This is a genomic window from Bradyrhizobium sp. USDA 4538, from assembly GCF_024171045.1.
GTDB lineage: Bacteria > Pseudomonadota > Alphaproteobacteria > Rhizobiales > Xanthobacteraceae > Bradyrhizobium > Bradyrhizobium australafricanum.
The window spans coordinates 3,382,709-3,396,186 of the sequence record NZ_JALJZE010000001.1 but is presented as its reverse complement, the minus strand read 5'-3'; the positions used below and the strand labels follow the sequence as shown (position 1 = coordinate 3,396,186).

Here is a 13,478-nt window from a genome sequence, read left to right as displayed (position 1 = left end):
CACAAGCGAATCCAAGGCGCAAATCCTATTTTAGCGCCTATGGGCGAAAGCCGGGACCCATTACCCCGAATGATGGTTGTGGTGCGAAGCTGGGGCCGCAGAGTCGCGCACCAATTTCACCCTGTGGTTATGGGTCCCGGCTTTCGCCGGGACGACGTGGGAGAGAGTGTGCCGCTTACTCCGCGGCCGCTTCCGCTGATGGCTCGCCCTTCCAGCTGAGGATCTCCGCGGCGAGGATCGGATGGTTGAATCCCTTCAGCACGAGGTCGTCGATGGCGCGGCCTTCGACGAAGGGCTCGACCATGCCGTAGACGCGGCGGCTCACCACGATCTGGCCGGCCTTGGCCTCGCCGCACAGGCGGGAGGCGAGGTTGGTGACGCTGCCGATCGCGGCGTATTCCAGCCGCTGCTCGAAGCCGACCTGGCCGAGCGTGGCGTAGCCGAGCGCAATGCCGATGCCGAAGCCGAGGCTGTGCCCGCGGTTGCGCCACTTCTCGGTCAGCGGGCCGACCGTGTCGCGCATCTCCACCGCCATCTTCACGGCGCGCGCGGTGTGGTCCGCGAGCTGGATCGGCGCGTTGAACAGGATCATCACGCCGTCGCCGGCATATTTGTCGAGGGTGCCTTCATACTTGAAGATCAGCTTGCCGAGCGCGGCGTGATATTCGCGCAGCACGTTCATCGCCTCTTCCGGCTCGGTCGCCTCGGTGAAGGCGGTGAAGCCGCGCAGGTCGCAGAACACCACGGTGACCTCGCGGCGGTGGCTGTCGAGCAGGCCCTCGGGATTGTCGGACGAGGCGATCAGCTGCGCCACCTGCGGCGCCAGGAAGCGCTCAAGCCTTCGCACGCGCTCGAGCTCGCCGAGCTGGGTCTCGACCCGCTGCTCCAGCGACTTGTTCCAGTCCTTGAGTGCTTCGGTCTGCTCGCGCAGCTTGTCGGCCTGCTCGCGCACGGTGGCGTTGGCCTCTTCCAGCGCGTGGCTCTTCTGGTCGACCTCGGTGAACAGCCGCGCGTTGCGCATCGCCAGCACCGCCTGGTGCGCAAAGGTCTTCATCAGTCCGATCAAACTCGACGGGAAATCGCCGGCCGCCTTGCGCAGCACCACCAGCGCGCCGAGCACGCCCTTCTGGTCGACCAGCGGCACCACAAGCACCGAGTGGAAGCCGGCGCCGACGACGACATCGCGCAGCGGATGATCGGGCGGATAATCGGTACTTGTCGTGAGATCGGGGAAGGCGAGCGGTTCGCCCTTGGCCGCGGCGTCGCCGAGCGGGCCGTTTGCCGCATCGATCGCGCGATGATGGCCTTCGGCTCCGGCGTCGATGCCGATCGATTGCGTCAGGTTGAACGTGCGCCGTGCCGCGTCATAGCCATAGATCAGCACGGCGTCGGCATGGGTGATCTCGAGCGCGCGGGCGGCGACGGTCGGCAGCACGGCATTGAGGTCGAGCGAGGACGCCACCGCGCGGCCGACCTCCTCCAGCACCTTCAGCTCGTTGATCGATTGCGCGAGGTCGCGGGTGCGCTCCTTCACCTTGGCTTCGAGATCGGAATAGGTCTCGGCAAGCTGGGTGGCCATGCTGTTGAACTGGCCGGCGAGCTCCTCCAGCTCATCGGATGTCTTCACCTCGATGCGATGGCCGAAATCGCCGGCCCCTAACCGCCGCGCGCCGGTGCGCAGCGCTGTGATCGGCTCCAGCATGCGCCGCGCCAAAATCGTGCCGGCGATGATCGCGACCACGAGGCCGAGCGCGATCAAGAGCGCAATGCGCACCAGCTGGTCGCGGATCGGCGACAGCGCCTGTGCCGTCGGCTGCTCATAGAACACGTGCCAGCCGAGGCTCGGCGCGGCCGTTGCTGTCGTCAGCACCGCGTTGCCGTCGACATCCTTGCCGGAGGCGATCGGCCTGCCGCTCGGCGACAGCACCGCGGCGACCTGCGGCAGCGCGGCGAGGTCCTTGCCGACCTCCGGCCCCTTCGACGAGCTCGCCAGCACGCGGCCCTTGCCGTCGACGACATAGGCATGAGCGAGCCGGCCGACCTGGGAATCGCCGAAATAGTCATTGAGGAAGCGCAGGTCGATCTCGGCCATGGTGACGCCGGCATTGAAGCCGGAATGCTGCTCGCCGATCGACATGAAGGGCCGCCCGTCGCGGAAATACGCCGGCGCGTAGGCGGTGCCGCGGGCGATGGTCTCGGTGAATCTGACATCGCGGGAGAAGTCGGCGTTGGAGTTCACGGTGGTGGTCTGGCGCGACAGCCGCAGCAGCTCGCGGCCCTGGCCGCTGATCAAGCTGAGCTGGCTCACCGCCGGCACCTGACCGAGCAACTGGGCATAGTCGGCACGGCGCAGCTCGATCGTGTTGGAGGAGGCTCGGGTCACCCAGGAGATCTGGCGCTCGAGATCGGAGATCGCCTGTTCGATGCGCTTGGCGGTCGCATCCGCCTTCTCGCTCATCGCATCCGTCAGCGTGCCCTTGATGCCGCGGTAGCTGATCCAGGTCTCGAGCGCGCCGTTGACCGCCAGCACGAACACGACGAGGCCGACCAGCGCGAGGACATATTTGGCGAACAGGCCGCCGCGCAGGAACCAGTTCTTGCCCTTGTCCGTAGCCGCGTTCATCCAGCCTCGTCCGGCCCCCAATCGGGTGCGCCGCATGATCCGCCGCTATTTAGCACGGATCGGCGGGGCGGGGCGGCCGCTCGGGCCGCATGGTTATCCCTTCATATCGGCGAGGGATATCCGGGAATATCAGCGATTGAACAGCTGACGCAGCACGTCCTTCATCGCCGGACTGTCGTGCTGCTCGGCGGTCTCGCCGGGCGGAGGGGGCGGTGGCGGGGCCTGGTCGGGGGCCGGCGGCGCGGGCTGGCTCAGGTCGCGGCTCGGGCGCGATGCGTTGCCCTGGTTGAGGGTGGAAAGGCCTTGCTGCAGCAAATTGCCGATGGTGTCGCCAAGCTGCCCGCCGAGCGGGTTGCTCTGGCCGGCGGCACCGCCGCCCTGGCCGCTGCTGCCGGGCTGCGCGCCGCCCTGCACGCCATTGAGCAGATTGGTCAGCCCGTTGATGCCCTGACTCAGCCCCTGGCCGTTCGCGCCGAACAGGCCCTTGCCCATCTCCTTGAGCTTGGCATAGGCCGCCTGCGGATTGTCGAGGATGCCCTGCATCTCCGGATAGATGCGCGGCGATACCCAGGGTCCCTCGACCATCACGGGGATGCCGAGGCCGACCGGATTGCCGGTGCGGCCCTGGCCTTCGGTGGTCATCACGAGCTGCGGCTCGACGCGGAACCCGATCTGGCGGGTGTTGAGGTCGATGGTACCGACCCCGGTCATCTTCACCAGCGGGCCGATCAGGTTGAGATCGGTGGTGACGGCATGGCCCTTGTCGACCTTGAACGACGCCGAGAGCTGGCTGAGATCGGTCGACAATTCCTGGCTCTCCTGCCAGCCCGACAAGGTGCTGGTGGTGAGGTTGCGGATCATCTGCGCCACGTTGAGGCCGAGGATCTTGCCGTCCTGGAACACGACGAAGGCGGTGCCGGCGAGATTGCCGACGATGGCACGCTCGCTGCCGCCTTGCGAGGTCAGCGCGATCTTGGCCTGCATCTTGCCGTCGAGCTTGTCGAACTCGGCAAGATTCTTCAGCACCGGCAGCGCGCGCACGCCGGCGAGGTCGAGCCGCAGCGCGTAGGTTGGATTCGTAGCTCGCGCGTCGATGGTGACGTCGCCATCGGCGGTGCCCTCATAGGCGCCGAGATTGGCGAACCGGCCCTTCAGCACGCCGCTGTCGATGGACGCATCGATTGCCGCCTGTGTGAAGCGGCCGTCGCCGATCATAAGCTCCGCCGCCGAGATGCGCGCCTGCGCGTCGACATAGTTGAGCCCGGCAAGATCGACCGACGCGTTGCTCCAGGTATTGGTGCCGAGCGGCTGCGTGGTGCCGGACTGGCCCGGCGGCATCGCGATCGCAATGCGCTGGAAGTCGAGATCGAGCTTCACCAGCGGCTTGTTGCTGGCGAAATCGACCGAGGCCCAGCCGGTGAAGCCGCCATCGCCGAGCGTGCCGGAGACGCCGTTGAACATCACCACCGTGCCGTTCAGCCGCGCTTCCGCATTCGCCTTGATCGCCGCGGGCAACAAGCCGGGCGCATCGATGCTGAATTCGGCCGGCACGCTCTGACGCTCCAGCGCTGCTTGCGGCGCGGTGGCGCGGATCTCGAATTTCAGCGGCTTGTCGCCGGCGTGTGCGTCACCGGTGACGACGATCTTGCGGTCGTCGCCGATGGTCGCGTCCGCATTGAGCGTCTCGATCCGGCTCTCGATCCGGTCGCGTACATTGGCGAAGACGACGGTGCCGCCGCTGACGCTGACATGCCGGATCGTGATGCCGCTGCTATCGGACGCGGAAGATTTCGCCGGCGGATTGTGGTCGCGGGTGCGCTCGCGCTGCAGTGGCAGATTGATCACCGGCTTGACGATCGAAAGGTCGGTGATGTCGGGCCGGCCCGACCACAGGCTCGACAGCGTCATCTCGGCCTCGACGCTGCTTGCCGCGAACCGGTTGTTGACGTCGCGCCCGCGCGGGTCCTGCAACACGACGTCGCTCAGCGTCAGATTGACGTTCGGCCAGAGGCCAATCTTGGCGCCGCCATTGATGGTGAGCTTGTAGCCGGTCTCGCGCTCGACCCGATCGGTGACGGTCGATGTGAGGAACGAGGACGGGATCCCGACCACGGCCACCAATGCGATGATCACGATCACGGCAGCGATGGCGGCCCCGGCGAATTTCAGTGCTCTCATGTCGTTGTTCCAGGCCGGGCAAGCGGGGTTCCGTTGCAGAAAGTCACGGCCGATCACACGAGTTTATCCCGCAAGCGGGATCTGGCTCCAATGACTGGAAAAATAATCCGTTACCGCATGAACTTATGTGACCTCTCCCACACTCTTATGAGGGTGATTTTTGCTAACCGGGCGTCAGGGGACTGCTCGGATGGATTTGGAAGGCAGTACAATGAGCAAACAGGCCGAATTTGCGGTCATTCTGAAGATGAATCCGATGTTCGCCGATCTCGGTGCGGACGAGTTGCAGCGGCTTTCCGGCCTCTGCCACACCCAGCAGCTCGCGACCGGTGAGGTGCTGTTCCAGAAAGGCGATCCCGGCGATGCCCTGTTTGGGGTCCGCCGCGGCCAGATTCGGATCGAGACCGGTGCTTCCGACGGCAGCCGGCTCACACTGAACTTCATGGGATCCGGCGACCTGTTCGGCGAAGTCGCCGTGCTCGACGGTCAGGACCGCACCGCGGATGCGACCGCGGGCGAGCCCAGCGAATTATTCGTGTTGCGGCGGCAGGATTTCCTCGGCTTCCTCGAGCGCGAGCCGAAGGTTGCGGTCAGGCTGATCGAATTGCTGTGCCAGCGGATTCGCTGGCAGAGCGAGCGGATGGAAGAATCCGTGCTGCAGCCATTGCCGGTCCGCCTCGCACGGCGGCTGTGCGCGCTGGCCGAAGATTTCGGTTCCGAGGTGCACATCTCGCAGGAACAGCTCGGTATCTTCGTCGGCGCCGCGCGCGAAAGCGTCAACCGGCAGCTGCAGACGTGGCGCAAGGACGGCATCGTCGACCTGCAACGCGGCCGGATCATGCTGCACAACATGACCAAGCTGACCGCGGTCGCCCGCAACGACTAGAGCGAGCTGCATGCAACGCGCGCGGGAAGATTCAATCCTCTCGCGCGCTTTGCTTGCGGATGTTGACGCACTCCTGCCTAAAAGACGTGCTTGCATGATGAGGCCGGTACCGCTTTCATCCGGCCGCCGGTCCTTGGGGTGACACCCAGCCTTGCTGGCCTCACGCCATCCACCTGCAAACCCCTGCGGTCTCTCCCGTTGACCGCAGGGGTTTTGCATTTCGATAGATGCGTGACGCGAGGGCGCCTACCGCATCACCACTTCGGGATCGGCCCAGCGCAGATACTGGCGCGGCGCGGCGCCGAGCTCGCGCTTGAACATCGCGGCGAAAGCGCTCGGACTTTCATAGCCGACGTCGAGCGCAACGCAGGTGACGGCCTCGCCGGCGCCGAGCCGCGCCAGCGCTTCGAGCAGCCGCACCCGCTGGCGCCAGGCCGCAAAGCTCTGGCCGGTCTCGCGCCGGAACAGACGCGTCAGCGTCCGCCGGCTGAGCTGGCAGCGATCGGCCCATTCGTCGAGCGTGAGATCGGAACTCGGATCGACCAGCACGGCTTCGCAGATCGCGGCGAGCCGCGGATCGGGCGGCACCTGCACGTGCAGCGACACTTCCGGCATCCTGCCGATCTCGTCGAGCAGGAAATCGACCAGCCTGCCGTCGCGCCCTTCCGGATCGTAACGGGTCGGCATGTGCACCGCTTCTTCCATCAACGCCTCGACCAGCGCGGAGACTTTGATCAGGCGGCATGTCGCCGGAGCATTCCTGATGCGGTCAGGCGTGACATAGATGGTCTGGATCTCGACCTCGCCCCATGCCCGCGACTGGTGCGCGACGCCGGCTGGAATCCACAGGCCGTGGCCGGGCGGCACGACGAAATGGCCGCGCTCGGTCATCATCGAGGTCACGCCCGCGGTCTGCAGGATGAATTGATCGCGTCGGTGCGCGTGTCGCGCGCTGGTGCTTTCGTTCGGATAGGAGGCCGCCATCGCCGCGAGCGGCCGTTCGACCTGTTGCAGCTGTCCGGCATAGTGCGCGGCGGCTGCGGGACCCGATTGCTTGCGGCAAACGCGCAAGCCGGTGGTGTCATTTCGTCGCGCTGCGACTTTCAAGTGTCGTGAGCTCCTGATCGATCGTCGTTTTCGCAGGGTGCTCATGCATCTTCCGGGCCACTTGGCCCGATCGCGATGGTTGTTGTCCCCCTTCAGGTAGCGCGGGATATGGCGTTTGGCAACAATGCCTCACCCCGCGGCATTCGCCGAAATCGAATGTGAGAGCGCGGAGACGGAGAGGTCCGATGAACAGACGCGAATTCACCAAGGCAATGCTGGCCTGCGGTGCAGCCATCCCGTTCGGCATCACGCGGGCGGCGGGCCAGACCCGCGGTGGGACGCTCAACACCATCATCCAGCCCGAGCCACCGGTCCTGGTGACCGCGCTGAACCAGCAGCAGCCGACCTTGACGCTCGGCGGCAAGATTTACGAAGGCCTGCTGAAATACGGCGCCGATCTCAAGCCGATGCCCGGCATGGCGCAGTCCTGGGAGATCTCGCCCGACGGCCTGACCTATACGTTCAAGCTGTTTCCCGGCATCACCTTCCACGACGGCAAGCCAATGACCTCGGAGGACGTGGTCTTCAGCTGCATGAAGCTGCTGGTGGAGACGCATCCGCGCGCACGGCAAAACTTCGCCCGCGTGGCGACGGCGGAGGCGCCCGATCCGCTCACCGTCGTGTTCAAATTGAAGCAGCCGTTCGCGCCCTTCATCGGCTGCTTCGATTGCACGTCCGCCCCGATCGTGCCCAAGCACATCTATGACGGCACCGACTACCGCAAGAACCCGGAGAACGACAAGGCGATCGGCACCGGCCCCTTCAAGCTGAAGGAGTGGGTGCGCGGCTCGCACGTTCATCTCGTCCGCCACGATGGCTACTATCAGAAGGACCAGCCCTATCTCGACGAGATCGTCTATCGCGTGATTCCGGATGCGGCCTCGCGCGCGCTGGCGCTCGAGAACGGCACGGTGCAGCTCGTGCAATGGTCCGACGTCGAATTCTATGACGTGCAGCGCTTCAAGGCGCAGAAGAACCTCGAATTCACCACCAAGGGCTACGAGTATTTCGCGCCCCATCAGTGGCTCGAGATGAACAACCGCATCGCGCCGATGAACGACAAGCGGTTCCGGCAGGCGGTGATGCACCTGATCGATCGCGAGGCGTTCAGCAAGCGGGTCTATTTCGGCAATGCCAAGGTGGCGACCGGGCCGATCTCGTCGAAGACGCGGTTCTATGATCCGAACGTCAAGCGCTACGAGTTTTCGGTCGACAAGGCCAAGGCCCTGCTCGACGACATGGGACTGAAGCCTGGCGCCAACGGCAAGCGCGCCGAGATCAAGTATATCGTGCCGCCCTATGGCGAGTCCTATCAGCGGGCCGGCGAATTCTTCCGCCAGAGTTTTGCGCGGGTCGGCATCGATCTCGTGCTTGTCGGCACCGACATGGCCGGGTGGGCCGAGAAGGTCGGCAACTGGGACTATGAGATGACCCAGAATCTGCTCTACCAGCTCGGCGATCCCGCGCTGGGCGTCGCCCGCACCTATATTTCGTCGAACATCAAGAAGGGCATCCTGTTCTCCAACACGCAAGGCTATTCGAATCCCGAAGTCGACAAACTGTTCGACGAGGCCGCGGTGACGCTCGATGAAGCCAAGCGCCAGGAGCTCTACAGCAAGGTGCAGCAGATCCTGGTCGAGGATGTGCCGGTGGCCTGGACGCTCGAGATCGAATATCCCATCATCTACGACAAGGCGTTCAAGAACATCGTGACGACGGGCATCGGCTCGCACGAAACCTTCGGGTCGGTCTACAAATCGTGACCCGGCTCGGCAGCGCCGCGACGATCGGACTTCAGGCGGTCAGCCGCATCGCCCAACTCGTCGCCGTGATCCTCGTCATCGCGACGTTCAATTTCGTGCTGGTGCGCGCCGCGCCCGGCGATCCGGCCCAGGTCATGGCCGGGCAATCCGGCGCGTCCGATCCAAAACTGCTCGACGACCTGCGCAAGGAGTATGGCCTCGACAAGCCGTATTTCGTGCAGCTCGTGAGCCACCTCGGCCGCGTCATCAGGCTCGACCTCGGCTATTCCTATCGCCAGCGTCGTCCGGTCGTTGATCTGATCCTCGAACGGCTGCCGGCGACGCTGCTGCTGACCGTCACGGCGTTTTGCCTCGCGCTCCTGATCGGCACCGCGCTCGGCGCGCTGGCCGGGCTCGCGGCCGGCAGCGTGCTCGACACGGTGTTCACTGTGCTCTCGCTCGTGCTCTACGCGACGCCGGTGTTCTGGCTCGGCCTGATGCTGGTGCTGGTGTTCTCGGTGACGCTCGGCTGGTTGCCGCCGTTCGGTTACGAGACCATCAACGTCCAGCTCTCGCCGGTCGAGCATGCGCTCGACATCATGAAACACATGATCATGCCGGTCACGTCGCTGGCGGCGATCTATCTGGCGATCTATGCGCGGCTGATGCGATCCTCGATCATCGAGGTCGCGCAGCAGGATTTCATCAAGACCGCGCGCGCCAAGGGCTTGTCCGGAACGCGCATCGTGGTCGGCCACATGCTGCGCAATGCGCTGGTGCCGGTCGTCACCGTCGCCGGCATGCAGGCCGGCGCGCTGGTCGGCGGCGCTGTGGTGATCGAGACGGTGTTTGCCTGGCCGGGCCTTGGCCGCTTGACCTTCGAGGCACTGTTGCAGCGCGACTATCCGGTCCTGCTCGGCATCTTCCTGATCCTCTCGATCGTCGTGATCGCGCTCAACCTGCTCACCGACCTGGTCTACCGGTTGATTGATCCCCGCATGACCACGGGAGCGGCGTGATGGACACGGTGCGCGCCTTCCTGCGTCATCCGAGCGGAATGATCGGCCTCGTCCTGCTGCTCGTCGTTGTTGTCGTCGCGATCGTTGCGCCGATCGCGTTTCCGGTCTCGCCCTGGGAGATGGTCGGCGCGCCGTTCACGCCGCCCGGCGAGGACGGATTATGGCTCGGCGGCGATACGCTCGGCCGCGACGTCGCCGCCGGCGTCGCCTATGGCGCACGCGTGTCGCTCCTGATCGGCATCGCCTCAGCGCTCGCGGCGATGGCGATCGGCGTCGTGATCGGCGCGATCTCAGGCTATTTCGGCGGCAAGGTCGATCTGGTGCTGATGCGGATGACGGAATTGTTCCAGACCATTCCAGCCTTCGTGCTGGCCATCCTGCTGGTCGCGACCTTCAATCCGTCGCTGCTCACGATCATCCTGACCATCGGCGCGGTGAGCTGGCCGCCGCTGGCGCGGCTCACGCGCGCCGAATTCCTCCGTCTGCGGCACCGCGAATTCGTCGAGGCCGCGCTGTGCCAGGGCGAACGCACCTGGCGCATCGTGCTCGGCCATATCCTGCCGAACGCGATCTCGCCGATCCTGGTGGTGACGTCGCTGACGGTTGCCACTGCGATCCTGCTGGAAAGCGCGCTGTCCTTCATGGGGCTCGGCGATCCCAATCTGATGTCGTGGGGCTTCATGATCGGCGCGGGCCGCACCGTGATCCGGAACGCGTGGTGGATGAGCGTGTTTCCCGGCCTCGCCATCCTCGTCACCGTGCTGGCGATCAACCTGTTCGGCGAGGGACTGTCTGATGTCCTCAACCCGCGCGTCTCGAGGCGCCGCTCATGAGCGAAGCCATGCAGTCCGGTGCGCCTGTTCTTGCCGTCGATGGTCTCTCGATCGCGCTCCCCAAGGGCGGTGATCGGCCCTTCGCGGTCGAGAACGTCTCCTTTGAGATCAAGCCAAACGAAGTGGTTTGCCTGGTCGGCGAGTCCGGCTCCGGCAAGTCGATGATCGCGCATGCGGTGCTGTCGCTGTTGCCGCGGGGCGTCGACATCGCGTCCGGCGCCGTGGCGGTCGCAGGGCAGGATCCGTCGAAGCTCGACGGCCGCGCTCTCCGCAAGCTGCGCGGCGGCAACGCCGCGATGATCTTTCAGGAGCCGTTGTCTTCGCTCAATCCGCTGAAGCGCGTCGGCAGGCAGATCGAGGAGATGATCCTGGCGCACCAGCGGCCTGCGCCCTCGGCGACCGAACTCCGCGAGCGGGTGCTGACGCTGCTGACCCAGGTCGGGCTGCCGAATCCGCAGCTGCTGGAAAAGAGCTACCCGTTTGAGCTTTCCGGTGGCCAGCGCCAGCGCGTGATGATCGCGATGGCGATGGCCAACCGCCCCGCGCTCCTGATCGCAGACGAGCCGACGACCGCGCTCGATGTCACGACCCAGCGCCAGATCCTGCGCCTGATTGACGATCTCCGGCGCGAGCGCGGCATGGGAGTGCTGCTGATCACCCATGATTTCGGCGTTGTCGCCGACGTTGCCGATCGCGTCGTGGTGCTGCGCCATGGCAAGGTGGTCGAGCAGGGCACGGCCAGCGAGGTGCTTCGCAATCCGCAGGCCGCCTACACGCGCGAACTGATCGACGCGGTTCCGAAGGCGCGCCTCGCCGACATCCACGAGGCCATCCTGCGTCCCGAGCCGCTGCTCGAGGTCATCGGCCTGCAAAAGACCTTTCGGGTCAAGCGCGGCTGGCTGCAGCCGCCACGCGAGGTGACCGCCGCTGATGGCATCTCACTGACGCTGCACGAGGGCGAGACGCTTGCGGTGGTCGGTGAATCCGGTTCCGGCAAGTCGACGCTCGGGCGCATGATCATGCGGCTCACCGAACCTGACGCCGGCGCCATCCGCTTTGGCGGCGCGGATCTCCGGCAGCTGCGCGGCGAGGCGTTGCGCCAGGCGCGGCGCCAGCTCCAGATCGTGTTCCAGGATCCGTTTGCCAGTCTCGATCCGCGCCAGAAGGTCGGCGATGCCATCGCGCGCGGACCGATGGCCTATGGGACGTCGCGGGCCGAGGCGATGGCCCAGGCGAACAAGCTCCTGGTGCGGGTCGGCCTGTCGGCGACCGCCGCCGATCGCTACCCGCACGAGTTCTCGGGCGGCCAGCGCCAGCGCATCTGCATCGCGCGGGCGCTGGCGCTGAAGCCGCGGGTTCTGATCGCCGATGAGGCGGTGTCGGCGCTGGACGTCTCGGTGCAGGCCCAGGTGCTGGCGCTGCTCGCCGAGCTGCGCCAGGAGATGCGGCTTGCGATGATCTTCATCACACACGATTTGCGGATCGCCGCCGAGATCGCCGACCGCGTCATCGTCCTGCAGAAGGGGCGTATCGTGGAAGAAGGCACCACCGCCGAAGTGTTCACCGCGCCGCGCCAGGCCTACACTCGCGATCTGCTCGACGCGATTCCCGGGCGCGATTTCTTCGACCAGCCGGGCTTTGCGGCCGCGGCCGATGCACGCCCCACAGCAAGGATCAATTCATGACCGACAGCCGTTCAGTTCCCCTTCCGGCCGGCGCGCGCGAGCGCATCGAGGCGGCTGTCGACGCCGCCTTCGAGCAGCAACTCGCGACCACGATCGCCTTCTCGTCGATTCCCAGCACGCGCGGCCAGGAAGGTCCGTGCCAGGACATGTTCGCGAAGCTGCTGCGCGAGCGCGGCTATGAGGTCGACGACTGGGTCATCAATCAGGACGAGCTGAAGACGCTACCCGGCTACGGGCCGGTCGAGACCGACTTCTCCCGCGCGCGGACCGTCGTCGGCACCTATCGGCCGGCGCGCGAGGAGGGACGTTCGCTGATCCTTCAGGGGCATTGCGACGTGGTACCGGTCGGGCCGCTCGACATGTGGGAGCGGCCGCCGTTCCAGCCGGTGGTCGAGGACGGCTGGCTCTATGGCCGCGGCACCGGCGACATGAAGTCGGGCACCATTGCTGCGCTCTACGCGCTCGATGCGGTGAAGGCCGCGGACTTTGCGCCGAAGGGCCGCATCCATCTGCAATCCGTGATCGAGGAGGAGAGCACCGGTCTCGGCGCGCTCTCGACGTTGCAGCGAGGTTACCGTGCCGATGCCTGCCTGCTGCCGGAGCCGACCGAGGAACGGCTGATGCGAGCCCAGGTCGGCGTGATCTGGTTTCGCCTGAAGGTTCGCGGAATCCCGGTCCATGTCGCGCGCGCCGGCACCGGCTCCAACGCTATCCGCGCCGCCTATCATCTGATCGGCCACCTCGACGCGCTCGAGGCGGAGTGGAACGAGCGTGCCAAGTCGCATCGCCATTTCGGCGCGGTGCATCACCCGCTCAACTTCAATCCCGGCATCATCAAGGGCGGCGATTGGGCCTCCAGCGTGCCGGCGTGGTGCGACGTCGATTGCCGGATCGGAATCCTGCCGGGATGGAAAATCGCCGACTGCCAGGCCGAGATCGTCGCGTGCGTGACCAAGGCTGCCAGGGCCCATCCGTTCCTCGCCAACAATCCGCCAGAGATCGTCTGGTCCGGCTTCCTGTCGCCGGGCTATGAAGCGACCGAGGTGCAGGAGAGCGAGGCGGTCCTCGGCTCGGTCTACGAGCATGTGTTCGGGCGCAAGCTGACGGATTTTCCCTCGACCGCGCTGACGGATGCGCGCTTCTATGGCCTGGATTATGGTGTTCCCGCATTCTGCTTCGGCGCCAGGATGGAGAACGCGCACGGCTTCAATGAACGGGTCCAGCTCGATTCGCTGAAGAAGGTGACCAAGGCCTACGCCCTCTTCGTCGCGAGCTGGTGCGGCATCGACGCGGTATAGAGCATGATCCGGAAAAGTGCGACGCGGTTTTCCCTCGCGACAAACGCGGAGCGTTTGCGCGGAGATCATGCTCAACGAATTGAGACAAACCAAACGGGAGGTTCGCT

General features: G+C 65.6%; 9 protein-coding genes. 6 read left to right on the top strand and 3 right to left on the bottom strand.

Translation table 11 applies throughout. From position 1 onward, the window contains the following. Positions 1 to 175: 175 nt before the first annotated feature. Positions 176 to 2,623, bottom strand: coding sequence for an adenylate/guanylate cyclase domain-containing protein (locus tag J2R78_RS15190; RefSeq protein WP_253605344.1), 2,448 nt, complete (start codon positions 2,621 to 2,623; stop codon positions 176 to 178). Between the two features lie 129 nt (positions 2,624 to 2,752). Then, the gene (locus J2R78_RS15185; RefSeq protein ID WP_253605341.1) at positions 2,753 to 4,801 is read right to left on the bottom strand and encodes an AsmA family protein; all 2,049 of its coding nucleotides are present in this window, start codon (positions 4,799 to 4,801) and stop codon (positions 2,753 to 2,755) included. Positions 4,802 to 5,012: 211 nt separating this feature from the next. On the opposite strand from J2R78_RS15185, the gene J2R78_RS15180 reads away from it, so the two are divergent. Beyond that, the gene (locus J2R78_RS15180; protein ID WP_057021095.1) at positions 5,013 to 5,687 is read left to right on the top strand and encodes a Crp/Fnr family transcriptional regulator; all 675 of its coding nucleotides are present in this window, start codon (positions 5,013 to 5,015) and stop codon (positions 5,685 to 5,687) included. A 246-nt stretch (positions 5,688 to 5,933) separates the two neighbouring features. Here the strand turns inward: J2R78_RS15180 and J2R78_RS15175 are convergent, their stop codons facing one another. Next, positions 5,934 to 6,794, bottom strand: a complete 861-nt coding sequence (locus tag J2R78_RS15175; protein WP_028335183.1) for a helix-turn-helix domain-containing protein — start codon at positions 6,792 to 6,794, stop codon at positions 5,934 to 5,936. Positions 6,795 to 6,979: 185 nt separating this feature from the next. Here J2R78_RS15175 and J2R78_RS15170 point away from each other — a divergent pair, with 185 nt between their 5' ends. The 5 genes from J2R78_RS15170 to J2R78_RS15150 are packed head-to-tail and all read left to right on the top strand — an operon-like array spanning position 6,980 to position 13,371. Beyond that, on the top strand, positions 6,980 to 8,557 hold the full coding sequence (locus tag J2R78_RS15170) for an ABC transporter substrate-binding protein (RefSeq protein WP_253605338.1): 1,578 nt from the start codon (positions 6,980 to 6,982) through the stop codon (positions 8,555 to 8,557). Then, positions 8,554 to 9,555, top strand: coding sequence for an ABC transporter permease (locus J2R78_RS15165; RefSeq protein WP_076834755.1), 1,002 nt, complete (start codon positions 8,554 to 8,556; stop codon positions 9,553 to 9,555). Before J2R78_RS15170 ends, J2R78_RS15165 begins: the two co-directional genes overlap by 4 nt. Continuing rightward, complete coding sequence (locus J2R78_RS15160; protein WP_057021099.1) at positions 9,555 to 10,388, top strand: ABC transporter permease; 834 nt, start codon at positions 9,555 to 9,557, stop codon at positions 10,386 to 10,388. The genes J2R78_RS15165 and J2R78_RS15160 overlap by 1 nt, the downstream gene beginning before the upstream one ends. After that, a complete protein-coding gene (locus tag J2R78_RS15155) occupies positions 10,385 to 12,073 on the top strand; it encodes an ABC transporter ATP-binding protein (RefSeq protein WP_253605335.1) in 1,689 nt (562 codons plus the stop codon). The genes J2R78_RS15160 and J2R78_RS15155 overlap by 4 nt, the downstream gene beginning before the upstream one ends. Then, a complete protein-coding gene (locus J2R78_RS15150; RefSeq protein ID WP_253605333.1) occupies positions 12,070 to 13,371 on the top strand; it encodes an ArgE/DapE family deacylase in 1,302 nt (433 codons plus the stop codon). The genes J2R78_RS15155 and J2R78_RS15150 overlap by 4 nt, the downstream gene beginning before the upstream one ends. The last annotated feature ends 107 nt before the right edge of the window (positions 13,372 to 13,478 follow it).